The organism is Ferrimicrobium sp. (assembly GCF_027364955.1).
GTDB lineage: Bacteria > Actinomycetota > Acidimicrobiia > Acidimicrobiales > Acidimicrobiaceae > Ferrimicrobium.
Window position 1 is genome coordinate 22,649 of sequence record NZ_DAHXOI010000011.1, and the last position, 22,072, is coordinate 44,720.

23 protein-coding genes and 1 pseudogene are annotated in these 22,072 nt (G+C 56.0%); 5 read left to right on the forward strand and 19 right to left on the reverse strand.

All coding sequences use genetic code 11. The features are described 5' to 3' along the window. Positions 1 to 361: 361 nt before the first annotated feature. The 12 genes and pseudogenes from M7Q83_RS08645 to M7Q83_RS08695 all read right to left on the reverse strand — a co-directional run bounded on the left by M7Q83_RS08645 (position 362) and on the right by M7Q83_RS08695 (position 10,815). Positions 362 to 1,645: an ATP-binding protein gene (locus M7Q83_RS08645; protein WP_298337484.1), complete on the reverse strand. Its 1,284-nt coding sequence runs from the start codon at positions 1,643 to 1,645 to the stop codon at positions 362 to 364. Continuing rightward, positions 1,642 to 1,845, reverse strand: a pseudogene (locus M7Q83_RS14270) (type I restriction enzyme endonuclease domain-containing protein); the annotation flags it as partial. The pseudogene M7Q83_RS14270 and the gene M7Q83_RS08645, both read right to left, overlap by 4 nt. A gap of 44 nt (positions 1,846 to 1,889) precedes the next feature. Then, positions 1,890 to 2,219, reverse strand: a complete 330-nt coding sequence (locus M7Q83_RS08650) for a type I restriction enzyme endonuclease domain-containing protein (protein ID WP_298337488.1) — start codon at positions 2,217 to 2,219, stop codon at positions 1,890 to 1,892. A 33-nt stretch (positions 2,220 to 2,252) separates the two neighbouring features. Further along, on the reverse strand, positions 2,253 to 6,992 hold the full coding sequence (gene mobF, locus M7Q83_RS08655) for a MobF family relaxase (protein ID WP_298337491.1): 4,740 nt from the start codon (positions 6,990 to 6,992) through the stop codon (positions 2,253 to 2,255). Positions 6,993 to 7,323: 331 nt separating this feature from the next. Next, positions 7,324 to 8,028 (reverse strand): hypothetical protein, encoded by a 705-nt coding sequence (locus M7Q83_RS08660; protein ID WP_298337494.1) that lies wholly within the window; start codon positions 8,026 to 8,028, stop codon positions 7,324 to 7,326. Beyond that, on the reverse strand, positions 8,025 to 8,375 hold the full coding sequence (locus tag M7Q83_RS08665; protein ID WP_298337497.1) for a helix-turn-helix transcriptional regulator: 351 nt from the start codon (positions 8,373 to 8,375) through the stop codon (positions 8,025 to 8,027). The genes M7Q83_RS08660 and M7Q83_RS08665 overlap by 4 nt, the downstream gene beginning before the upstream one ends. A gap of 155 nt (positions 8,376 to 8,530) precedes the next feature. Then, positions 8,531 to 8,866: a pentapeptide repeat-containing protein gene (locus tag M7Q83_RS08670; protein WP_298337500.1), complete on the reverse strand. Its 336-nt coding sequence runs from the start codon at positions 8,864 to 8,866 to the stop codon at positions 8,531 to 8,533. 34 nt (positions 8,867 to 8,900) lie between these two features. Then, positions 8,901 to 9,251, reverse strand: a complete 351-nt coding sequence (locus tag M7Q83_RS08675; protein WP_298337504.1) for a hypothetical protein — start codon at positions 9,249 to 9,251, stop codon at positions 8,901 to 8,903. Then, the gene (locus tag M7Q83_RS08680; protein WP_298337507.1) at positions 9,238 to 9,471 is read right to left on the reverse strand and encodes a hypothetical protein; all 234 of its coding nucleotides are present in this window, start codon (positions 9,469 to 9,471) and stop codon (positions 9,238 to 9,240) included. The genes M7Q83_RS08675 and M7Q83_RS08680 overlap by 14 nt, the downstream gene beginning before the upstream one ends. Before the next feature lie 91 nt (positions 9,472 to 9,562). Beyond that, positions 9,563 to 9,919 (reverse strand): hypothetical protein, encoded by a 357-nt coding sequence (locus M7Q83_RS08685; RefSeq protein ID WP_298337510.1) that lies wholly within the window; start codon positions 9,917 to 9,919, stop codon positions 9,563 to 9,565. Positions 9,920 to 10,126: 207 nt separating this feature from the next. After that, complete coding sequence (locus M7Q83_RS08690) at positions 10,127 to 10,354, reverse strand: hypothetical protein (RefSeq protein ID WP_298337513.1); 228 nt, start codon at positions 10,352 to 10,354, stop codon at positions 10,127 to 10,129. Between the two features lie 65 nt (positions 10,355 to 10,419). Continuing rightward, on the reverse strand, positions 10,420 to 10,815 hold the full coding sequence (locus M7Q83_RS08695; protein ID WP_298337516.1) for a hypothetical protein: 396 nt from the start codon (positions 10,813 to 10,815) through the stop codon (positions 10,420 to 10,422). 423 nt (positions 10,816 to 11,238) lie between these two features. Between M7Q83_RS08695 and M7Q83_RS08700 the strand changes: the two genes are divergently transcribed. Genes M7Q83_RS08700 through M7Q83_RS08710 form a run of 3 tightly spaced genes read left to right on the forward strand, consistent with a single transcriptional unit; the run spans position 11,239 to position 14,022 of the window. Beyond that, the gene (locus M7Q83_RS08700; RefSeq protein ID WP_298337518.1) at positions 11,239 to 12,201 is read left to right on the forward strand and encodes a hypothetical protein; all 963 of its coding nucleotides are present in this window, start codon (positions 11,239 to 11,241) and stop codon (positions 12,199 to 12,201) included. A gap of 31 nt (positions 12,202 to 12,232) precedes the next feature. Further along, a complete protein-coding gene (locus M7Q83_RS08705; RefSeq protein ID WP_298337521.1) occupies positions 12,233 to 13,702 on the forward strand; it encodes a hypothetical protein in 1,470 nt (489 codons plus the stop codon). Then, complete coding sequence (locus tag M7Q83_RS08710; protein WP_298337524.1) at positions 13,699 to 14,022, forward strand: hypothetical protein; 324 nt, start codon at positions 13,699 to 13,701, stop codon at positions 14,020 to 14,022. The genes M7Q83_RS08705 and M7Q83_RS08710 overlap by 4 nt, the downstream gene beginning before the upstream one ends. Positions 14,023 to 14,070: 48 nt before the next feature. On the opposite strand, the gene M7Q83_RS08715 is transcribed toward M7Q83_RS08710, so the two are convergent. After that, a complete protein-coding gene (locus M7Q83_RS08715) occupies positions 14,071 to 14,508 on the reverse strand; it encodes a Fic family protein (protein WP_298337527.1) in 438 nt (145 codons plus the stop codon). A 446-nt stretch (positions 14,509 to 14,954) separates the two neighbouring features. Beyond that, positions 14,955 to 15,800 carry a hypothetical protein gene (locus M7Q83_RS08720; RefSeq protein WP_298337529.1) on the reverse strand — a complete coding sequence of 282 codons (846 nt, stop codon included), beginning with the start codon at positions 15,798 to 15,800 and terminating at the stop codon, positions 14,955 to 14,957. A 551-nt stretch (positions 15,801 to 16,351) separates the two neighbouring features. On the opposite strand from M7Q83_RS08720, the gene M7Q83_RS08725 reads away from it, so the two are divergent. Next, positions 16,352 to 16,582, forward strand: coding sequence for a hypothetical protein (locus tag M7Q83_RS08725; protein WP_298337532.1), 231 nt, complete (start codon positions 16,352 to 16,354; stop codon positions 16,580 to 16,582). A 145-nt stretch (positions 16,583 to 16,727) separates the two neighbouring features. On the opposite strand, the gene M7Q83_RS08730 is transcribed toward M7Q83_RS08725, so the two are convergent. From M7Q83_RS08730 to bet, 5 genes are all read right to left on the reverse strand, one after another. Then, positions 16,728 to 17,459 carry a hypothetical protein gene (locus tag M7Q83_RS08730; RefSeq protein WP_298337535.1) on the reverse strand — a complete coding sequence of 244 codons (732 nt, stop codon included), beginning with the start codon at positions 17,457 to 17,459 and terminating at the stop codon, positions 16,728 to 16,730. A gap of 206 nt (positions 17,460 to 17,665) precedes the next feature. Continuing rightward, complete coding sequence (locus M7Q83_RS08735; protein WP_298337538.1) at positions 17,666 to 18,526, reverse strand: methylated-DNA--[protein]-cysteine S-methyltransferase; 861 nt, start codon at positions 18,524 to 18,526, stop codon at positions 17,666 to 17,668. After that, complete coding sequence (locus tag M7Q83_RS08740) at positions 18,501 to 19,202, reverse strand: flavin reductase family protein (RefSeq protein WP_298337541.1); 702 nt, start codon at positions 19,200 to 19,202, stop codon at positions 18,501 to 18,503. Before M7Q83_RS08740 ends, M7Q83_RS08735 begins: the two co-directional genes overlap by 26 nt. A 266-nt stretch (positions 19,203 to 19,468) precedes the next feature. Further along, on the reverse strand, positions 19,469 to 20,074 hold the full coding sequence (locus tag M7Q83_RS08745) for a hypothetical protein (protein WP_298337544.1): 606 nt from the start codon (positions 20,072 to 20,074) through the stop codon (positions 19,469 to 19,471). A 92-nt stretch (positions 20,075 to 20,166) separates the two neighbouring features. Further along, positions 20,167 to 21,126, reverse strand: a complete 960-nt coding sequence (gene bet, locus M7Q83_RS08750; RefSeq protein WP_298337547.1) for a phage recombination protein Bet — start codon at positions 21,124 to 21,126, stop codon at positions 20,167 to 20,169. Positions 21,127 to 21,455: 329 nt separating this feature from the next. Between bet and M7Q83_RS08755 the strand changes: the two genes are divergently transcribed. Beyond that, positions 21,456 to 22,028, forward strand: coding sequence for an AAA family ATPase (locus M7Q83_RS08755; protein ID WP_298337550.1), 573 nt, complete (start codon positions 21,456 to 21,458; stop codon positions 22,026 to 22,028). Positions 22,029 to 22,072 lie beyond the last annotated feature (44 nt).

The following is a 22,072-nucleotide window of genomic DNA, read 5'->3' on the forward strand; positions in this document are numbered from 1 at the left end:
CGTCCCTAGGTCTCAATAGAGGTATGTACAGATATTGTGTACGGAGCATTCTAAATCCGTGATCAGGACCAGTTTGGATGTCGGTTGCTGACAGGCTAACCAAGCAGGTGTGACTCCTCTTCAAGCTTCTGTGTTGATGGCAGCAGTGGATACCAGCGAGAGACATCTACAGGACGGATAGATTGACGCTGGCGCATGCTACTTGGGTGCAGCTGTGGATGAACTGCTTAATTTTGTCCGTAAATCGAAGAGAGATCACGGCGCTACAAGTGTCGGCGGACGGAAAGCAGCCAGATGGCGAGCCGGTGTGGAGCCGTCAATTTCGACTTTCCCAACGGCCTAAAATAGGTTTTGGGCGAGATCAAGCCAGCCTGGTTCTAACCATCGTACGCACATCGTCGGCCGAAGCAGGAAACGTCGTGGCTCCTCGGCGAATGTAGTAATGTGGGTTCGCTGGATCGACGCCGTAAGGCGGTGAGGTGCCTTCTTGGACCTCGACGTGAAGAACCCTCAGCCCATGTTCGTGCCAAAGGATGTCAAGAGAGAAATCAAGGTGTGGATCAATAAGATCTGCTATCCAGTGTGTGACTGTGTCCTTGAGAGTTCGGCCGTCATGGTCGGTGTTAATCCCGACGATCTGGCCGTCGTCATCCACGCCGAATAACAGGTGTCCGCCGTGGTCGTTCGCGAATGCGGCCAAGGTTCGACACACCTTTTTCCGCTCATCCCGAGTTTCTGGAGCCTGTCGTTTGAACTCGATTTGTGGTCCTTCCCCTGCCGCGACCAATGCCTCGATCATCGAGACGGGCTCCTCTATGATCTCGACACCTGGATCCGGACTCGAATATTGCCAGTTCAGAAACTTTCGGTCCACGCAAGTAGCAGCCGTCTTTAGCACGACCCATGCCTGCGCACCCAACCCGTCCGGGGTAGGAAGCTCAACGGTTTGGCAGCGAGCCCTATCCTGGAGCCGCACTTGGGGTCCCGGCACCTGTCCCGCGAGCTCAAGGGTGAGTCCTGACAACGTCTCGCCTTCGAGATGAACTTCGACTTTCGTCGGGTGGATAACCACTGAGCTGATGCGGCCAGTGCGGTCCTGCGTCCGTATCGATGAGCTCGGAAGTTGCGAAATGATCCCGGTCACCCCTGTTGCTAACCCGAGGAATGCTGTGGCCGCATCCAAGAACCCGAGGAATGATGGTGCCCCTTCTGCAATGAGCATTTCTGTTGGTACGTAGGAACCCCCACCAGACCTAGGAAGTGTGTAGGACGTAGCTGGCCAAGTCAGTGGCATATAGGAATCCCAGCTTTGACGACTAGCCAGCCCGTAGGCTTGTATAGTGGCATTCGGATTATCAAGTGGCAGATCGGGGAGCGCGACTTCGAGATTGCCGAAGATCACCTTGCCAGTCTCAAGCCAATCTGCGATGTTTTGACCGTTCTCCACGAAGGCGTAGAACACAACGCCGGGGTACTTCCAAGTTCGCTCCTCCCAGTCAGGTGGTTGCGCCAATGCGACTGCATCGAAAGCCAACACTGTCCAGGTCTTCTCCTTGAGCGCAGCTCCGATGCGCACCCAGATGCGTTCTTGGGAGCGAACTGCGGCGACAAGCTCCTGGAAGGTCACCTGACCGTTCTCGATCAAGCTACGGCCTCTGCGGCCAGACGTTCGGTCTGGTCCATCACGAGGGCGATGGTGCACTCCTGCTTGTCGGGAGAGTAGCAGTACTTCACTAGGAGACACCTGATACGACTGGGTGACAATGCACGGACCTCTCCCACTTCGTCCCAATCGACACTCGTGTTGCGCCGTCCAATGGTAACCACTTCTCGGGCGATCTCTTTGAGGGTCTCATCTCAGAGTTCCATGATAGCCGAGCCGCTCTGGCTCACCGCATCTTCGAAGGCCAGCTTGTCGCCATGGAGACCCGTTTGGTTCCGCGGTCATACTCCAGGTTGAGCTGCTGGGCCATTCCCTCAATCTTCGTAATCACTCCCGTGACGAAGAGCGAGCGTTGATTGTAGAACCGTATAGGTCGTGCCAACATTTCGATGAAGTTTCGTTTGGAAACGATGTTGATCTTTGAGAGGCTGCGGACCTGTGAGTAGAGGAATTGGCGGAGCAGTTCGGTTCGGTGACTGGGCTTTGTGTCGGTCGCGCCACGAACGGCGACACCCTTGTTGATGAGGCTCAGATCGGTTGCGCCACAAAGTGGCATAACCAGTTCCAGGGCAACTTTCAGTTTACGTTCTTATCGCCCATCAGTACGGTATCCATACCCCCTGCCGCCCCTAGTGGAATCCCCCTTTGACGAACCAGGCGATGATGGATAGGGAGAATCATGACGTGATGCCTTACGCTCTTCGTCGCGAGCCTTCTCCCTGGCCTCCACTTGCGCGAGCTTGGCGAGTAGCCTCGCACTGGGCGCGTAGGTCTCGCCAGGGACTATTTCGCGAGGCTTGGTGATGTCGACTATCTCGTTAATTCTTGCAGAGGTGAGGTGGTGCTCGACTGAGTTGCGGTACAGGTGGCTGATCACCCGCTCCCTTCGCGCATAGTCAACGGCCCAGGTACCGTCGTCGGCTTTGTAGAAGAATCCCTTAACCCAGTCACGTTTGACCCCTTGGGGAGCCGCCTTGGAGTCTGGCTGAACCGGGGATGACACCTCGTTCGCAGGTGCCACAACGTCAGTCTCGCTGTGTTCTTCGACAGATGGCCTTGGCCTTCTCGCTTTGCGCCACTGAATTTGGGGCATGGGCTCACACGCTGAATGATTAGTCGCAACAGTGGTGTCGGCACCGCTACTCGGACTTCCCGCAGGCGGCACCCACTCAACGGTATCCCATCCAATATCATCGATGTACTCATCCTCAGACGCTATGTTTGTGATGGGTAGCTCATCGTCTCCAATGTCAATACCGTTCCAATCCTCGTCACCGTAGTAGTCATCACTCGCGTCATCGTCACTAAAGTCCGGCGCGATCTGATCCCACGACTTCGCCTCTGCTTCACGTTCTCTAATCTGTGCGACTGATTCGCTTACCCGATCAACCAGTGCGACAAGGGCTGGGTCAACATTGGCCTTGAGCGACTCCTCTCGTAGGGCCCTGAGCGTCAGCTGGTGGCCAACAGGGGTGGGGTTGAGCCGCCCAATAGCTATGGCCGCCATTGCTTCTCGGATGCGTCCTCGATCGCGATCGGTGATCTCAAGACGACGAAGGGCCGCCTCGATCGTGATACCCTCACGCATCATCTGGTCGTAGATGTTGTCCGCGATTACCATCCAGTCTGAGGCCACGCGGTAGCTCACGTTGCTAAAGAGCTTGGCCCTCTTGGCCTCCTCGCTGCCCTCTTCACTCTCGAAGACTTCACGCGCTGACATGTCAACGACCTCGCGCGAGGTGTTCTCGGGGAGAGGAACCTCTATCCTCTCGGGCGCATCGACCCACGCGCCCTGATCCTCAGCGATTGCGATGGCATCGTCGACGAGTGCAATACGATCTCGGACATAGCGTGCATCAAGCACTACCTTGCCCTCGGAGTCACCGAGGGCACCCTTGGCATGTCCGATAAAGGCATCAAAGAATCCCATGCGAGTGAGTTCTCTGTCAAGGGAGGCTACTGCCACTGAAGTGTGATCGATCTCAGTACCAAGGTGGGTCTGCATCTCGGGATCATCGGTCCCACGGAGTCGTTCTTCGAGTTGGCTGAGGCGATCCATGAGGTGCTCGCGCTCCTCGTGAGCGGCCCGGGTGGAGGTATCAAATGATACCTCTAGTTCGCCACTTCGCAGGTGGTCATTGAGCCAAACGTGTAGCTCGTTCAGCATCCCGATATCAGTCGTTACCGCGAGCGTGAGGGTCTCGCGCTCTCTTGCTAAGCGCAGATAGGCAGAGTCTGGTTCTTCTCCTCGGCTCTGGCGAGCAAGGTAGAGAGTGAGGGTAGCACGAGCAACCTCTGCCTTGTCGGCCTGGGCCAAGCGCTTCTCAGTACCCTGATCGTTCTCGGTGTCGAGTGCTGATCGGAAGATGAAGTTGGTGTGTTGTCGTGCTCGCGATGCTGCTACCAAGAGAGCATCTAGGTTCATACCCTCGGTCCCGATGACTAGAGCGTTCCCATCGCGTGCCTCAACATTGACCCGCTTCATACGATCAGCCGTCTCTTGGCTGAGGGTAACTCGAGATCGCTCAACGGTAGCGACCCTGCCATCTTCTAGTCGAACGGTGATCTTGTCGCCCTTGTCCTCTAAGAAGGTGGCCTCGACCCTGCGCAAGTGCTCTGGTCCGCGCTTTCGCATCCTTACCAGTACTGGCGTATCTGCGACGAGGGCACCTTGCGAGTCAGCCACTGCAAGAGAACCCCCGGACATGCCGAGCTCCATCGATTGGGTGCGAAACACGGTGGAGGCCCAACCATAGGAGAACATCCCTCGGTTGTTCTCCTCGTTGATGACCGATCTTGGAATGCGGACATGGCGGGCTGAGGATTCGTCCTCAATGTAGAGCACCACGCTCTTGTCGGTGATATCGACGATGCGGCCACGTTGACCGTTGAAGAGTCGAGTCGTCTTGGCGACCTTCACACTGCGCCGGATAGCGACCAGATCACCCATTCGCAACTCCAATGTTGACCCCGCGAACTCAGCTCCGAGCACCGGGTTCTCATCGCGAGCACGGTGTAAGCGTTGCTCATAGAGCTCGTTTGAGATTCGGTGATGCTGCTTTTGGGTCTTTAGGTACCCCTGGACCCACGCGAGGCGGTACTCATCCCAGATCTCATGAGCCAAAGCGTTTGCCGCCATCTCTTCTGACTTGGTGTTGGTGATAACGAAGGAGTCAGTACCCAGGCTGAACTCATTGCGCAACCAGGCACTGGCTGATTCCATAAGTGCGAGACCGTCGTCGGCGACCTCGATCCTTCCCATCTGGTCGTAGGTGCGAAGCGCCTCTCGAAGATCACCCATGCGCAGAGATGCCTGAGCAACACGATCACCCGCATTCGCTGCTCGTCTGGTCGTTACCAATCGCGTACCACCGAGCTTTGCATACAGGGTTGCAAACATTCCTCCATAGCGCACCGATCCAAGCTGGCGATCATCTCCGACCAGGATGAGCTTGGCTCCAGCATCTCGCACGATGTTGAGCACCTCACCTAGCTCAAGTGTGTCTACCTGAGAGGACTCATCCAAGATGATGCAGGTGTTGGCCGGGACCTTCAAGAACCCAGCGTTGACCTGCCAGACGAAGGACTCGATCGTCAAAGCCTTGGCTGTTGGATCAGTTATGTGCAAGGTATCTGCGAGCTTTTGCACAGCGGTCCCCTGGGGAGCAAGGCCCCAGACGGTGATGTCATTCGCCTGGGCGAGCTTGGTGAAGTGGCGAAACAGTGTGGTTTTACCCGCTCCTTGTGCCCCCATGAGGAGTGCTACTGTCGTGTCAGCACAAAAGAGGTGCCTTAATGCATCTTGTTGTTCCCCGGAGAGGAGATACTGCCCGGCCTCTCGTTGAGCCTTGAGGGTCTGGGCCAGGTAGTCATTCACCACATCAGGGCCAAGTATGCCAGCCATTGTGGGCTCGGATGCGATCTCTAGAACGGTCTTCTCGGAGTTCAGCACTCCAGATGTTGCGTAGTAGCGAATCGGCACCCGCTCTGGATTGACGCGCTTGTCTCTGACAAAGAGCGCGGGTACGAGTGGCACCAGACACAAGGTGGGATCGCGTCCCTCGCCAGTCACCAGCTTTGCTATGGTCTCTTTGAGCACATCACCATCGACGAACCCACCAACCAAGTTATAGACACTCGCGTGGATGTCCTGGACCGTGACATATGCCTTGGAGCTGAGCACACCCTCCTTGGGTCCAGACCCATAGAAGAGCACTCGAGCGAGATAGTCCACCAGCTCGTCTGCGTTCTCGACCAGGGGTATCGGCCCATAGAGCCCAAGATGGGTAGGGATACGTAACCACAGACCCGCTTGGTGCACATCGGGACGAGGATCTTCATAGACTCCGAGGATCTGATCCCACTCACTATCTCCTAAGTTCCACACGGACTTGAGTTGAGCATGTAACTCCTCTCGAACCTCGTCGATCTTGGCATCACCTTGGCCAAAGTCCTTGGCCTTGCGGGTGCGTACCGCAACCGATCTGCGTGTCTTTGGTGAGATCGTGCCGGTAGGGGAGAGGTTCTCAAGACGCTCGCGTAACTCGGCCGCCTCCTTGTGGCGCATTGAGAAGGCCGGCAACAACTCCGCACCATCCCCACCTCGCCATTCGGCAAGCCCGGTGAGTTCTGCTCGCCATCCATCGGAGTGGATACTCCATTCAGCGTTGGTGAGGTGACCCATGTGTTCTCGTAGGCTTGCCCGATAGATCGCGCCTGCGCTCATGTACCAGCGATAGAGCTCCTTATTGTGCAAAGACCGCCACTTGCCGTCCTCGCATCGCACGACATTGGGTACGAGAACATGGGTGTGTAGGTGGGGTTCGATATCGCGATTGGTGTAGTGGGTGAATCCCGCAAAGACCATCTCACCCGGTGCAATAGACACCTCGCCCTTGACCGTCAAGCGAGTTATCCCGGCCTTCTCCTGTAAGAATGCGATCGCATTGTTCACAGCCAAGCGGTGGGCGAGTGCTAGCGCATCTCGGGTGCGCTCGTCAGGATGGGCAAGGTAGGCCAGGGAGATCGACTTGGCTGCTGAGAAGGTGAGATCGTACCCGGGTGCGCGTGGCCGCTCAAGACTTGCCTGATGCTCTTCAATGTCGTTGATGCCGTAGGTGGCTCGTTGATCCGATGCAATAGCGACGGCTGCTTTGGGTCCAATCGCACAGAGTGCATAGAGATCGTCGGCATTGACGGGCTGACCTTGGCTGAAGCCAAGCGCGTAAGCACCAAGACCGTACCAGTAGCTACTGTTCAAAGACAGTGCAGCCATCCGGGCGTAGTAGTCACGGACTGCCTGTGCAGCGATGGGCGTGATGTTCAGCATGCCTATGGATATGCACCGGCAAGGGCTGATTTGGGGAAGTTTTACCATCTTGTCCAAACATCGCTCTGACCAGCGGTTTTCAAGACTGCTTAAGGTGTGGTCACCACGAATACATCCTCCGACCCCCCTTCTACGCGCTTCCAGAACCACCATCCAGCCACACCAACCCGAATCCGAACCCCACCCAATACCAGCCACCCATGAATCCAGACCCGCTCGCTCGCTGCCAAATGCCACCGACACGCCTATCACGACACGCAACCATGACAGGTACCGGCAGCAGGTGCCTTTGGGTCAAAAGGATGCAATACCTCGGAGAGGCATTGCTGAGTTAGAGTCGTGGTCCTCGCGGTGAGCCAGGAGGCGTGGACGAGTCAGGATGCTGCTCGCCCTTTGGCTGTGGACGGTTCTGTAGGTCGGCGAGTCGCTTGCGCGCATCTGCGACGCTTGCCGGTCGGCTTTCAGCGTCAGGTCGACCAGATGGACGGCGCGGAAATAGTGTCTTGAATTGTTCAACATCCAGGCCAGCAGACTCTGCATAACGGATGAGAACGGGCAGTACCCGGCGGTCCTTTGGACGGTTCGCTTCGCGTTTGGACCGAATAACATCCACGAGCGAAGCGACGAACACAGTACGACCCCCGACTGGAAGTGCCGTCGCGCGGGCAATGAGATCGTGGTATCCATCAGAAGCCGTTGGCGCAAACACGAGGTCGAAGTCACCCGCTGTGCAGGTGAGATTAAGTATCGTGACACCTGATAGAGAAGCTGCATTATGGGCGAAGGGGATCGGCTCAGAACCATCGACTCGGATTCCAGCACCCAGCTCGTCGATTGCGTCAGACAGACGAGTAAGGTTTTCATCGTCGTCTGCTGGCGTGAAGTCGACATCTCGTGTCGGTTCAGGTAGGACGACTCCTGCAGCTTCGGCGGCGGAGGCACCTACCACGACGAAGTTGACGGCGTGTCGTTGGAAAACATCAATGATCGCCCCGACATCAAGATTAGGACGGGGAGTTGTCGGCGAGCCACTCACGCGGTCTCTGCCGATATTTGTTGGAACATCGCTCGATTACGAGTCTGACGCTCATCGGCTTGCCGCCTTTCATCGTCGCTCATCGCGTCGTAGAGGTTGGAAAGCACCTGATCATGGTCATCGTAAGCGACAAGGTAGACTCGTGCCTCCAAACCTGCTCCACTAAGGATCTTTTGAAGAACAGGGAACGACGGCTCGATCTCACCGCGTTCGATTCGTGATATCTTCGACTGAGAAACGCCGGACCTGCGGGCAAGTTCGTTCTGGGAGAGTCCCGAAATAAACCGGGCCTCCCACACGTAGGTCCCAAGAACCCCCCTTGATGCGTCTGCGACATTGAAAGCCATATGAACATTATACCTGATCTGGCATAACTCATGCGAACCTCCGTCCGCTTACAGAAGGGGATTACGCTCCCGTTCGTTCAAACTGCTTAAGGTGTGGTCACCACGAACACCCCACAAGCCCCTGACTCCACCCAGCCAGGGGCTCGCAGAATAGCTCAAACTCTCACCACGCGCCCATTCTCGATCGCATACCCGACCGGCAGAATCGTTGACTCATCGATCAACGCGCCCCTGAGATCAGCACCAGTCAGATCAGCACCAGTCAGGTCAGCTCCCCGAAGATCGCTGTATCTCAGGTTCGCCCTCCTGAAATCCGCGTCTCGCAAATCAGCGCGCCGAAGATCTCCGCGCTTTAGGTTCGCCCTCCTGAAGTCCTCGCCCCTGAGCGGTATGTCTGCAAAGTCGGCTCTTTGGAAGTTGTTGGCAAGGCGATCCATGATTCCGCCTGTTCTCCCATAGTTCTCCGGCTGCCTCACAAAATATCGAATCACTTAGTCCCTCCCTCATTCCCCCTGCTCACCAGGGCTAATTGTTATATACGCACACCGATGCCCGCGCAAATGCCTGGCACCCAATCACCCGTCCTCCAGAGCGCACCAACCGTGCAGGCACCAACAGGTCCCCACGGTCCCCCGCGTAGTCCAGTACCAGCCCCGAGACGATGTGAAACGTGCCCGGTTCAGCATCGGGCAACCCAGTCACCTGTCCAAAGCGAGTCCGCATCACCGGCACAACCGTGCCATCGAGATCGAGCACCTCAGCCTTCTCTTCGAGCACCTCGACCCGTGCGACCAGGCCACTTGGTGGAACGCTCAACACAACCTTGCCCATGTTCATGAGCCGCGTGGTGTGAGGTACCAAACTAACGATTCTCATGCTCTCGTGCCTCTTGCATGAACTTATCCCGCAACGCAGAGCGATGGAATGCCTTCGCCTCCTTGTACTCGGCCTCAAGCCTTCGTGCCTCGACTCGATTCGCCTCAGTAGGGTCTGCGCGGTACCTGTAGTAGGCCATGCTGTAAGCCTTGCTTGCCTCATGCTGCAGGTCAATTGCCATGCTGAGGATGCAATCGAACATCTCCATCTCGTCGTCCATCTCGATCTCCTTTTCCCTACTCACAAGGGATATACTCACCCGGTCTCGTCAATGCGAGCGATACTCACGCACACCCGATAGCGTTTTGACCTCAGATCATTTTGAGAGCTAGCGGCCAGGCTGGGAAGTTGTGTTCACACCGTCCGTCGGGCTCTACGGAGTCACACCCGTCGGTAGCACTGCACACGCCGTCGCTGATCATTTCTCGGAGCTCGTTGTAGCCTGGCTGCATTCCGCGACGATACCGTACCCAACCCTTGGCCAGCTTGTGCTCCACATACTCGGCGGGGCTGATTCCCTCCACGATGATCGCCCAGGCTTTCCACCCGCTGGTCAGGGGGTTCTTGTACAGCACATGGCCGTCCGAGCGTATCGCGTACCGGTTGCCAGACTTGTAGCTGAATAGGTTTGCGATCACACTGGCCGATTTGGCGCTAAGTTGTGCCATCCTGAACTCCTTCTCGTTCCCCTGTACTAGGGCTGAGTGCGATATATGCACCTCGTCCCACCCGCACGAGACTCAGCAATCGGGCTAATCACCCACTGAACGCGCTCACAAAGCCCATAAGACACAATTGGCACCCATTCACCACTCTCCGTGGCTTCCTGACCGTCTGAGAGCGCAATGTGAGCACACGAGACCCATCACCCAGGGCTAGCGTTCCTTGCGTTGGTGCGCAGTGGGAGTAAAACCCATGGCGGTCAGGTGGTCCAACAGTTCGGCTCGTTCTTCTTCGTCTCCAACCCAAAAGAACTCTTCGTAGATATTCACCAGCTCAACATGGGCATCTTGGCATTCGGGACAGACAGACAAGTCCCGATGCCGACAGGCGACACCACCTCCGCTTACGGGTTTCCAACCCTTTGGTAGTCGATTGCTCAAGATCCCTCCTTGAGTAGGTAGCGCGCCCGGCCATCGTCGTTGATAACCAGGCGTGCCTGTCAGCTCTAACCCGCTATTACCGGTCGCCCGCATGAGGCACAGACCTTGTTAACCCCTGGTGCGGGCACCAAAATCGGATCGCTAAGACCCCGTTCACGCCGCTTGAGCTTCATCACAACGCCCTTGGCAGCGTAGGTCTCGTCCAGTGCGGTTCTCCAGCAGAATGCGATACTTGGCAGTTCCCCATCAGGTCCGCGAACGAAGAGTTCACGCGCTCTCGAGTCCACCTGTGCCCGGTCCTCCCTGTTCAACACCCTGAATCGGAGCCGATCATGATCATTGTGGGGTCCAGAACCAAACAGTCCGCATTTCAGGCTCTCTGAAAGGCGATACCATCCGTCACCGTCTGGGTCACTCGGTAGTTCTATCCATTCACCCTTGCGACTTCTGAAACCTGCCATCTTGTTCTCCTTCACATTCCCCCTGTTCACCAGGGCCACTTGGGATATATGCCCACGATTTGTTCCCGCAGTCCTTCAGATGTACCCACTGACCAGCGTGAGCAGTCGCGTACTCCCCTTGGATTGCTGTAGCAATGGTGGTCATCGGTGGCCTTGCCCAGGCCAAAGCTATTTCCTGGCGTTTGTCTACGTTGTTCATCAAATACCAGCGTTTAATGGGCGAGTACCAGCGCTGCAAACGGGGGTGTGCATATTCTCGGCTCGGTAAAGAGTTCCAGCATGGAAGGCGCAGAAAGCAGAAGCCAGGCCAAAGGCTATGTCTTGACGTTGGTCTACGTTGTTCGTGGATTTTGCAGTGCTCGACAACATATTTATAGAAAAGCGGCCTATCAATATCCATAGAGAGCAAAAGGAGCAGCGAAAATGATGAATAAGGGGTCATCCACCCAAATCATCCGAGCCCACTTCGACGAGATCACTCTGTCGCGTTCCCAGGGTGCCTCTTGGTCGGCAATAGGTAATGGACTACAAGTGCACGCGAACACACTCAGCATCCTTTACCGGCGTGAACTCGCGCGACGCAGCTCCCCTGAGTACATCGTGGCCTCGCATTGGGTCGCAGATAACCAAGCCACAATCACAAACCTCCGGTCTCGTGGGTTTAGTTGGGTTTCCATCACAAACCTTATTCCTGTCGTTCCAGGGTCGGATAGTACAATACCCACGCTTGAGATGCTCATCACGGAATACGAGTCCGTCGCTGCTTCACACGGTGACACACCTGATCATCGTGCCCTCGAATCTGAGTCAAGTATCGATTCCAAGTCCAATCCCAGCCCGGCATCCGTTGTACCGGGCGATCCACTACCGCAACAAGGCATTCAGGCTCTTGCTCAACCCCGTGAAACCGAAGATGATTCTCCATTGATCTGCACTCCCAGCAGAGGAGCGCTGCTTACACAAATGGTCCGAGTTCACTTCGATGAGATCATTGAGTGGCGTGCACGGGGTGTTCGCTGGTCAGAGATAGCCAAACAGATGCAAGTAGCCAGTAGAGAGATGAATAGCAACACGCTTCGCACTCTTTATCGACGCGAACTTATCCGACGAGGTTCCCCTTGCTCTGTCGCAGCCGCTCAGTGGGCACTTGCCAACAGAGGCGAGATTGCCGAACTACGTGAGCTAGGCGCAACCTGGCTGGCGATTCTAGATAGCATTCCGCCTCAACCTGCTAGTGACGGCGCAATCCCTACCGTCGAGATGCTCGTCACCGAGTACGGACTCGTCGCAGGTCGCACGCCCGTCTCCGCATCTATCCCTATACGCAAGATTGGCAGAGAAGTGGGAACGTACTTAGGGACAGTCCGAGTCAGTTCCGTTGAGTGATGCGGTGGCCACAAGCATCAAGGAGATAGAGATGACGATCGAATACACGCCAACCCAAATCATCCGAGCCCACTTCGACGAGATCACCCTGTGGCGAGCCGATGGGATCTCATGGGCGCAGATTAACAAAGAACTTCAATTGTCCGACAAGATCAAAAACGTGAGTGCTCTCCGCGCCATCTACCAGTATGAACGCCAACGGCGCACGACTCCCCAATATCGTGCAGCTCAGCGTTGGGTAGCAGCCCATCAACGCGAGATAACCGATCTCCGTGCCCAGGGCTTCAGTTGGCTAGAAGTGATGGACATGATCCCGTCAGCAGAGTCCAGCGACGGCTCAACCTCGTCTCCTGAAAGTGTCCCACCCAAACCACCTTACAAGATCCTGATCGAGATATACACGTCCATCGTCGGCCGAGTCGCATCAAATCGAACGTTAGCCCCACCGCACGAAACCACCCCTAACCCCAACCTCGCCACCAGCACCAACCACGACGACCCTCCTGCGCCGCAACCCATCCCCGACCCAACCCCAGTCGCGCTCCAGTCTCCCACAAACCCGCCGTCCCAGCCCAAGACACCCGGCCCCCTCCCCAATCCCACACCCCAGCCTGTCACCACTCAGAGCCAAGAGGTGAAGGGTCCCTTCACGGGACGAATGAAGGAATACAATGCCCTGTTCATGGAGGCTGACGCGAAAAGGAAAGCAGAGGATGCAAAGGCACAGAGAAAGAAGGAGTACCAGATGAACAGAAAGAGCGTCTTTCATGTGAAGGAGGATCCTTACGTAAGCGTGGCAGAACTCAGAGCAGAGTACGACAAGTGGTGCAAGATCCACAGTGAACGCTTCAGTCTCTACCACGAGATCCCAGATGACGACGAGAGCCAAGCCGACCTCAAGTTCGAGCACCAACGGCTCCTCGATGACGCCGAGGAGATGACAAGCGGGTATTACAAGCTCATTAACGCACGCGCCAGTCATCGTCTCACCAACCGATCAAAGCTCTGCGTACTCTCAACCGCCGCCCTCGCCTGTGGCGTCTACGTCCTTGCCGATACGAACACGCCCGCACCACCCGACGCGATAACCCTCTACGGCTTTGACCGCCCTGACACGATCCCAGGAATGTCCGAGATCCCCGACCCCGTGATTATCCGAGCAAACCTCACTCCGGATGAGATCGAGCGCCGAGATGCCGCCTACGCGACAACCGAGTACGCCGCCGCTCAGGTGCCAGCCTCGCCCAAGAGGCTCCTTGCCGAGGCTCTCATCCTCCGTGGAGCCTACGAGTTCCGGCATAACGGGTGGATCCGCTATGACGAAGTAGTTGAGCTTTCTGGCGACGATATCCCCACACCCTCGCTGTGTGGACACCCTGCGAGCCGTACCGAACTCACCCTCGCGCCACCACCGTTACCCGATGATCCCATGAAGGACGACTACCCAAGCGATCACCGACGCGATCTTGCACGCCAGCAACTTAAAGGAGATTGGCTATGAACCTACGCGAACAAGCCCTACAACAACTCACAGACCTTCATCAGCGCCAAGTGGTGGAGACCCTAGCCCAAATGCAAGGCTTGCCCGATGATCACCCGATATGGGCCACTGTTGCCCTACTCGGCACCGTCATCGCCAAGGGAGGGGAGGGGAGTGAAACCCAAGCCACCCTTGAGGCCACCGCTCAGCTCAACCGCCAGATGCCCGCGTTCCTTGCCAGACTCGAAGAGGTGCTGGGCGCGATGCAGAACTCGCTCATGGCTATTGAGGCCCGTCTGGCCAGACTCGAAGCTCATTCACGCGGTCACCAAGGAAGTTAACGAACCACTGTGATCCGACCTGGTGTACCCAATGGGGACGTTGAACATCTATGTCACACTGCCAAAGCCGAAATCACGTTTGGATCTTGGGATCGACGTCTCCTGACCAGCTCGAAGTGCCCCGGCATTGCTCGCCATAACGCCGATAATTTCCTGTTCAACATTGTCTCCACGAGCAGCGAGGAGAAGATAATCGCTGATTCGGGTATCGTCCGGCGGTATGTATATTTCTGGATCGTAACCATTGGCTTGCAGCACAAAATGGGCAACAGCTAGTGCTGTTCGCTTGTTGCCCTCCGTGAATGCTTGTGACCGCGCTAATCGACTCATCAACAAGCCAGCCAACAAGATGGGATCGGAGATGTTCTCTGAAGCCTGAAGTACTCTTTCGACTCGGTCTAGATCGTCTTCATCGTCGAAAAACTCATCCGGGTCCCTGACTGAGGTATTGATGATGACAATCAGAGCCAGCGAAGGACGAATCAATGACTTTGCAAGTATTCGAGCATCCCTGCGTAGCGATTACGAAAGTCATCGAGCCACGCCTCAAAGTCTTCTTGACGAAGAGTTACCTCACATGCGCTCGTATCTGCCTCTACAATAACGCTTATGTCACCTGTTTGAATTGGAGCGCTCACTAGCGGTACGCGTCTACCATCGCTCTGAACTCTAGCGTTCATGTTGCCCCTCACTCCTCTTGCTTAGCCATTATACCCCCCGCAAATGGCCCAACTCAACCGTCAGATGCCCGCGTTCTTATCCCGACTCGAAGAGGTGCTGGCCTCTACCCAGAAGACCCTCGCGACTATCGGGTCTCGCCTGGCCAGACTGGAAGCCCGTTCATGCGATAGGGATCGAGACTAACGCATCTTTCGTCGGTGTTGCACGGCTGGTGTGTCTCGAACTGTGTCTGTTGTCCTCGGCGCGCTCCGTTAGTCGTTGGCCTTTGCATCATTGGCTTTTTCATCTGCCAACCGCTGGAGAAGCCCCGTAGGTCCCAAAAACTTCTCGCGCTTGGGAAGCGACTGCGATGGTTCGTCGAGGGCAATCATCGCTCCCTCCAACACCGTCGCTGCCAACGCGGTTTTGACCCGATGCCAGGTGAGCAACAACGTCGCGCTAAGGATGGGATCAGACTGTGCCGCTATTTCGGAGATAGACAACGGGCTGCGATGAATCGCCTCAAGCGTAGATGCGGGAATCTTTCTGATTTCCATCGTTCTTGCTCCCATCCGTGCCATTGCATCTGCACGAATATCGTACCAGAACGGCTGACCGCGATAGGAACATTGAAAGAGCGGTCGAATGATCGTGAGATGTTTTAGCTCGACAGCAGAGAGCATCCCGCCATCCATGCTCGTAAACAAACCGTCGTCGTCTCCGATGTTCGTAACCCGATCTGCGTTGATCGCCAAAGACCAGGCGACTCGAGGTTCACGCCCCAACGTTGCCAACACCATGGGAAGCTCGTCGAAGATACGTACTCCACTTGCAGGGGTATTGACAATCACGTACTGTGCGTCGAGTGATTCGACTGCCTTGCCCAGCAGTTCTATCCCTGACTCGTCCGTGAGACTCGACAGATCGACGTTGGCTACACGAACCTCTGGGTGAGAGCCATACTTGGCCTCAAGTGACGGAGAACGCTCGTCGCCCTCCAAACAGGCAACCGTGGCCTCTCCCTCGAGTAGAGCCTCCACCATCAGGATCGCTAGTGTGGACTTGCCAACCCCACCCTTCGCGCCCGTTGAAAAGATCAGCTTCTTGTCGGTCTCCATATCCATCTCCTCCGTTCAAGGTCGTTACCAATACATATAGGCCACTTTCTCGATCTTCTTCATTGACAGGCGCACAGAAGCGCTGTTTAGCGAAGGTAGGGTTCGCGTTCCCGTATGTTCGGAGTCTCCTAGAGACGTACGTTCCGAGATTGGCGACATCTAGAGAAATCAAAGAAAGTAAAACCAAGATGGCTGTGCTGACCACTTCGACGCCAGCGTTCGGAAGAGATCCCAATCGAACCCACCGCGCCCATGACTGGTCGAGTTGCATTTCAACTTCGCATGACGCTCGCAGCTAATACGCAATCGCGAATGGATTCCCTCTAGCTAATGCTCAATTGAGAGCTGTTCGGCACTGCACGAATTTTGAGCGTCGGATGCGTATGCAAGGTACTGCTAAGGCGGCGAAGCGGTCGTAAGGGTACTGTCTATTCTGATTGGGAGCCATGTTCGGTGGTTACAGCCGCCTGATAATATCGTTGCCCTCCAGACTATTGCCAGCCCGCACCTGGTTCTCGAAAGCGTTGCGGCGGAAGTTTTGGTCGAGGCGGTTGCTTAGCTATTCTCGTACCCTGGACTACGGTTTCGCTGCACTGCAAGCAAGCGGAGGTGCCGATATCCACGCGCGAGACCAGGGGATCGATCGTGATGGACTGCGAGATCGCTGTGAGGGATTGTCAGCCGAAGGCATCGGTAGCCGTGTTGTCGGCGATGCACCAAGAGGTGTGCTTTTTGATGGGCAGATGGTGATGTTGGGAGGTATCAGAGGTACTTCACAGTAAACGCCCCTCAAGCTTGGTGGGGCCAGGATCCAGCTAGGGTAGCCCGCCGACGACGTGTGTGCCCGGAAGGGATTTGCTTACCCGAGCTGGTATGCACAATCCAGGCGCTAAAGCATCAATGCATTCGGGGTGCTATAGCAGTGGATCACGCCGGATTTGCCGCAATGGTGTATTGAGGACTTCGCTTATTAGTCGTAGCCGATAGGAGCGATGCGAGGAGCGGATGAGGTGTGCCAGGCTTGCTTGAGGTTTGGGGAACAAAGAGGGTCGCGACGAAGAAGGGATGGGAGGAAAGCTCAAGGATTCGGGGTTCGCCCCCGCTGTCGGTCCCACTGAGCGTCAACCCTGCGTGGATAAGGGTATCGAGATAGTCCGGGTTCAGGCCGAAGTTGCAATAATAGCGTTCATTGACTGTCGCGGTTCGATAAGCGGCCGCTGCTAAGGTTCCCTCTTTGATATGAACAGTCATAGTCTGCCCAGCCAGGGAACACGAGAGCGGGGTGATAAAGAGCGTGGATGCATACGGATTGTATTCGGCGTGGTGAGCTTCCGGGAAACCAAGCACGTTCCGGGCGAATTCCAAGACGATATGTTGAAATCCACCACACGTTCCGAGCAGAGGCACTCCTTGTTGACGGGCGTGCTTGATTGCTTCTAATGCTCCATCGAGGCTGCGATACGGTGAGCCAGGAGCGATCACCATACCATCAAAGGGGGCAAGCGTCGCTGCTACCTGATCCGCGATCTGGTCGGTTCCAATCCACGAAACCTCCAATGCAACACCTAATTGATCGGCGGCATGTCTGAGGGCTGCACTAGTCGCAACGTGAGTCTCGTTGTCCGGGTCGTGATCTCCAATGACAGCGATTTGGATCATTCTGAGAGTCTAACGGCCTTACTCGGCGTGGAGGTAGCCCTAGATCTCCCTATCTGCTCCATACGCTCGTCGGCGAAGTCTCGTAGTCTATGGAGCGGTTGTACTTGTCGCGCTCGTGCCTCGCGACGAAGCCCGGTCTCAATGCCTTCGCCGAGCGATGCCTCTATGCCATACAGTCAGCGTTGTGTCGTTGTGGTGAGAGGGCCCTACGCCATTTGCAATCGAGCATGCTCCCACGCCAGCATCACCTGCTTCCTTGTTGTTCCCCAGTGATACCCCCCAAGCCCGCCATTTGCCTGAATTACCCGGTGACAGGGGATGAGATACGCTATTGGGTTCGCGCCTACTGCATGACCTATGGCTCTTGCTGATCCTGGTTGACCGATGAAGTTCGCAATCTGCGCATAGCTCGCGACAGAGCCAGGAGGGATCCGCAGGAGCGCTTTCCATACGTTGATCTGAAAGTTCGTCCCGGAAACGTACAATGAGAGCGAACTCTTCGAGTCATTGGTTTGCCTGAACATCGCGGCGACTACCTTCTGGGTTGAGTGCTGACTCTCATGTAGGACCGCATGTGGCCACCTTTGCCGTAGATCCTCCATGAGCTCGGAGATGTCTTTGCTCTCGGAAAATGCGATGTTGCAGACGCCCCTCGGCGTTGTTGCGATGAACGCATTCCCAAATGGCGTGTTGTGTACTCCAAATTCGATAGTCAAGCCCGTACCTTGGGCCTTGTACTCTCCAGGTGTCACGGCTTCCATATGGACGAAGTGATCGTACAGGCGAGAACTGCTACTGAGACCCAGAATGTTCGACGTCTCTAGCACTGATTTTGAATCGCTAAGTAGTTGCTTTGCTTGTTCTAACGTAAGCACCTGCAGGTACTTCTTCGGGGACACGCCTGCCCAGCGCGAGAAGATGCGCTGAAAGTGATAGGGGCTTAGGTTCAGATGGTCTGCTACTTCTTCTAGCGTCGGTTGCTCACACACGCGATCGGTGATGAAGGTAATGGCCTCTGCAACGCGGTCATAGTCTGTGGCATCAGATTTCGAACTCGAGCACGTCACAGGTCTCTTCCTTCTGCACATTGGCATGGTCGACATCAGGGCTTCGGTACAGGGACTCTGGAATCTCCCCTAGTGTAGAGTGGGCGAGTTTGGACCCGAGCCCGTAGAACTGCTGGAAACTCATGATGAGTGGTCGCCACTTGTCAGGGTCTATCTGGTTCGGTTCGTGTTCCATCATGATCCTCTCTTCGATATGCACTCGCTGGACCCGAACCTCGATATTGACAAGATTGCCGCGTAGTAGCAGGTTTTGCTCAGCGATACCGTGAATTGCCTCTACCACAGCCTCAAGTTGCACAGGACACTCTTGGACTCGCGGTGCCCCAACTGTCTCCGAGCCTACAGGCGTCAAGCCACTGATAGCGAACTTGTCAGGTTCGTATCGGTATCCCTTGCGAACCTTAGACTCTGGTACTGAGCTGGATCCAGTGGTACGGGCGAGCCGGTTCACCGCTGCAACCTCTCGGACCGAAGGTAAGTTCAAGACACACTCGCCGGTGCGCACTATGTTCTGCGTGGTCTTTGACTTCGCCGACAGACCAAGGATGCATCGCCATCCAAGCCAAAACGCCGAAGACATTGGCGCAAGGTTGTACGTGTCGTCTTCATTGAGAGTGCCAATCAGCACTACAGGAGTTCCAAAGTAAAGAATCGACGGCTGACACGCAATATGCATTGTTTATCCTCTCGTTGTTGCTCGCACTTTGCCAGGCATGCCACAAGTTAGTGATGGGATCGCTGGAAACCAAGCCGAATCTTGCTCTCCTGGGGGCTGTCATTCACCGTTGATGGTGTTCGCCATCCCGTGTCAAGGCAGCGTCAGGTAACCACATGATCTTCACGCTGGTTTGATTCATGGCAATCACGAGGATGTACCCCAGCACATAGCGTTAAAGGGGGACATGGACACCCAAGTTCTCTCGGACGGCCCACATCAGCACACTAGCTCTTAACAGCGTGGAGTTTGACCACTCCTATCCACTCGTGCAACGCATCCACAGCATCGACCGACAGCCGGTCACGAGCAAAAGCACACACAGCACAAAGCTCGACCTCATCAGCATGATCTAGCACCCAGGCGTCACATGCCTCGATACAGCTCCTTCGCCACCTAGTCACGTCCGCGATTAGTACCAGCGCTGCATCGAACGGGTCCGTCTCCGACGCCGAGAAACTCGCATGCCGTAGCCCGATATTCTCATCGTCGCTGATGGAGAAACCCAAAACGGTGTCGAAGATCCCGCCAATATCGGATTCGAACCATCCCCAGTCGGGACTCAGCCATACGGTATCTGCGCTTATCGTCCAGCTCAGCTCATTTTCGATTGTGACGCGACTATTGAGCATCACGGTCAGAAAATCTAAGACTCGCCCAAGGTCTCGCTGTCCAATGATGTCGTCCATCAGCGGGTACTGTCGACAGAGCTCGCCAACGCGATAGTGCTCCCAAGCAGCTAGACACTCTGGTGAGCAGCAGCCACGCTCGTGATGCCATGCCTGTGTACCTATGCTGGTATCGATCTCTTTCCCACATTCGATGCAATGCACGATGTTACCTCCTTGTTGTCGCCCAATTAGGACTCATTGGCGCTATCGAAGAGAACCGGTAGTGACTCCACTACCGGTTCGATCTTTTGTTGTTATTCTGCCGCTGTCGTCTGCGCTGATGCCGCGAGGTGTTTGATTAGTTGCGACGCCTCGGATCGGGTCAGATCTCTGAGAGTGGTAATCCCATGGCCGACAAATTGGGCTACGTACTCGGGTCGAAGCTCGCGAGCGATGCTGAGCGCGTCAAAGTACTCTTTGATTGCGTTGATCTGCCCATCTACCGCAGGGGCGTATCCCGCATCTACTGGCGTTGTCTCTGCCACCGGGGGAGTGGTCTCACCCTCGCCATCAACCACCGACAGTGTGGCTGTCTTAGCCGTCGTCGGGCTGGTCTTGGCAGAGGTTGCGGTGTTCGCCTTGGACCCTCTTGCGCCACTTGGAGCACTACTTGGCTCCTGTGACGCCTGAGCCATCTCATCAACCGTGTAGAGACCCGACAACTCCTGGGGGAACGCTTTGCGTAGAGCCAGAGCCTCCGCGCACTTAGCGAGTTGATTGTCACCCATCGTCGCCCACATCCGCACGACCTCCCCTGCGTTGGTCCGCTGCACATAGGAGGCATAGCGCGCTACGGCTGAGCTTGTGGTGATCACCCCACCAAGGAGCTTCTTGACAACTACCCTTGCTGCGGCCGGTGGCGTGTCCTCAAGCCAGACATCCTTCCACACACCATCCTTACCACACCAGAACGGTCCATCCTGACCCGCATAGGCGTGCGTGCGCTCCGCGATGAGCCGAAACCCATCGATAGATGTCTGGATACTCAGGATCTCGCGCTTTGCCCTCTTGTCGTAGCGCTTGATCGCATACACCTGGCGCGCGAAGGGATCCAATCCAGTGCGCTCACAGACCTCGATAAGCAGGTCAAACTCGTTGTCAGTCAGGGGAGAGTTCCCCTTGTTCGCTAGATCTTCGTCGATCGTGCGCCGCAACAGTTCCTTATTCAGCCCCAACCCTCGACTGTTGCTACTGGTCTCCACAGCCTTTAACATCGCCGTCTCCTTTGCATATCTCGCGATCTCTTGACCGCTGCCGGATATATATGCACATATTTCGGTGACGACGCGCCCGATCGTGCCTATTGATACTGGTAGAGACCCAGATACATGAGGAGCCCCGTTGTGCTAGTGACCAGAGACAAGACCAAGCAAACCCTGGTGGTTGCGTTCATCATGATAGGCCTAGGCGCGTTTGGATGGGCGAGTTCTCGTCCCAGTCCGCTCCCAATCATGCCCCATCACCCAGCGCAGGGCATCTACCTACCAACCATAACCCCCAGCGCCCCCACCCACCAGCCATTACTACCCTGAGAGGACCCACCATGTCGGACCAACCCCTAGTTGTCCTGTTAGCCGGTCTCCCTGGATCAGGCAAATCCACCTTTGCCCCACATCTAGCGAAAGCCATAGAGGCCAGTGTGCTCGACACCGACAAGCTCTTCGACGCGCCCCGTATTGCGGTTGGAGCGGCCTTAGGGCTAGGGACTCGGGTGGTGGATGAGCCCCAATGGAAAGATGCAGTGCATGGGCGACTCCTCAGCCTGTTTCTCGCTTTCGCCTCCACCGCTGCAACTCCTGAGCATCCAGTGATAGCCGTATCGCCCTGGACGGGTTTTCGCCAGCACTATCCCGAGGCGTTCGATCAGGCATGTGCTGGGCTCACATCGCAGTTCCGATGGGTGATCGCGACCTGTCCACCCGAGATTCGGCACCGACGCATTCGATCACGTGCCCGTGTAATGGATGCGATCAAGATCGCCACACTGGCAAGACCCGACCCTGTCCTCACAACCCCGCTCGGTGCCATCACAGTAGACCTTGGCTGTGATCTCGGGTCATATCCCACGCTCGCCTATCAAATAGCGCTCGAGTTAGCGAAGCCGCGTTTGGTATAAGAGCGACTGCGCCCGGAGCACCAGTCCCTTTGATGAGGGAGGGG

What these genes read in the sequence shown, in the direction of transcription:
- M7Q83_RS08650 (WP_298337488.1), bottom strand. Translation starts at nt 2,219, where the DNA reads ATGCCACTTTGTGGCGCAACCGATCTGAGCCTCATCAACAAGGGTGTC.
- mobF (WP_298337491.1), bottom strand. Translation starts at nt 6,992, where the DNA reads ATGCTGAACATCACGCCCATCGCTGCACAGGCAGTCCGTGACTACTAC.
- M7Q83_RS08665 (WP_298337497.1), bottom strand. Translation starts at nt 8,375, where the DNA reads ATGGCTTTCAATGTCGCAGACGCATCAAGGGGGGTTCTTGGGACCTAC.
- M7Q83_RS08675 (WP_298337504.1), bottom strand. Translation starts at nt 9,251, where the DNA reads ATGAGAATCGTTAGTTTGGTACCTCACACCACGCGGCTCATGAACATG.
- M7Q83_RS08680 (WP_298337507.1), bottom strand. Translation starts at nt 9,471, where the DNA reads ATGGACGACGAGATGGAGATGTTCGATTGCATCCTCAGCATGGCAATT.
- M7Q83_RS08685 (WP_298337510.1), bottom strand. Translation starts at nt 9,919, where the DNA reads ATGGCACAACTTAGCGCCAAATCGGCCAGTGTGATCGCAAACCTATTC.
- M7Q83_RS08695 (WP_298337516.1), bottom strand. Translation starts at nt 10,815, where the DNA reads ATGGCAGGTTTCAGAAGTCGCAAGGGTGAATGGATAGAACTACCGAGT.
- M7Q83_RS08700 (WP_298337518.1), top strand. Translation starts at nt 11,239, where the DNA reads ATGATGAATAAGGGGTCATCCACCCAAATCATCCGAGCCCACTTCGAC.
- M7Q83_RS08705 (WP_298337521.1), top strand. Translation starts at nt 12,233, where the DNA reads ATGACGATCGAATACACGCCAACCCAAATCATCCGAGCCCACTTCGAC.
- M7Q83_RS08710 (WP_298337524.1), top strand. Translation starts at nt 13,699, where the DNA reads ATGAACCTACGCGAACAAGCCCTACAACAACTCACAGACCTTCATCAG.
- M7Q83_RS08720 (WP_298337529.1), bottom strand. Translation starts at nt 15,800, where the DNA reads ATGGAGACCGACAAGAAGCTGATCTTTTCAACGGGCGCGAAGGGTGGG.
- M7Q83_RS08730 (WP_298337535.1), bottom strand. Translation starts at nt 17,459, where the DNA reads ATGATCCAAATCGCTGTCATTGGAGATCACGACCCGGACAACGAGACT.
- M7Q83_RS08740 (WP_298337541.1), bottom strand. Translation starts at nt 19,202, where the DNA reads ATGCATATTGCGTGTCAGCCGTCGATTCTTTACTTTGGAACTCCTGTA.
- bet (WP_298337547.1), bottom strand. Translation starts at nt 21,126, where the DNA reads ATGTTAAAGGCTGTGGAGACCAGTAGCAACAGTCGAGGGTTGGGGCTG.
- M7Q83_RS08755 (WP_298337550.1), top strand. Translation starts at nt 21,456, where the DNA reads ATGTCGGACCAACCCCTAGTTGTCCTGTTAGCCGGTCTCCCTGGATCA.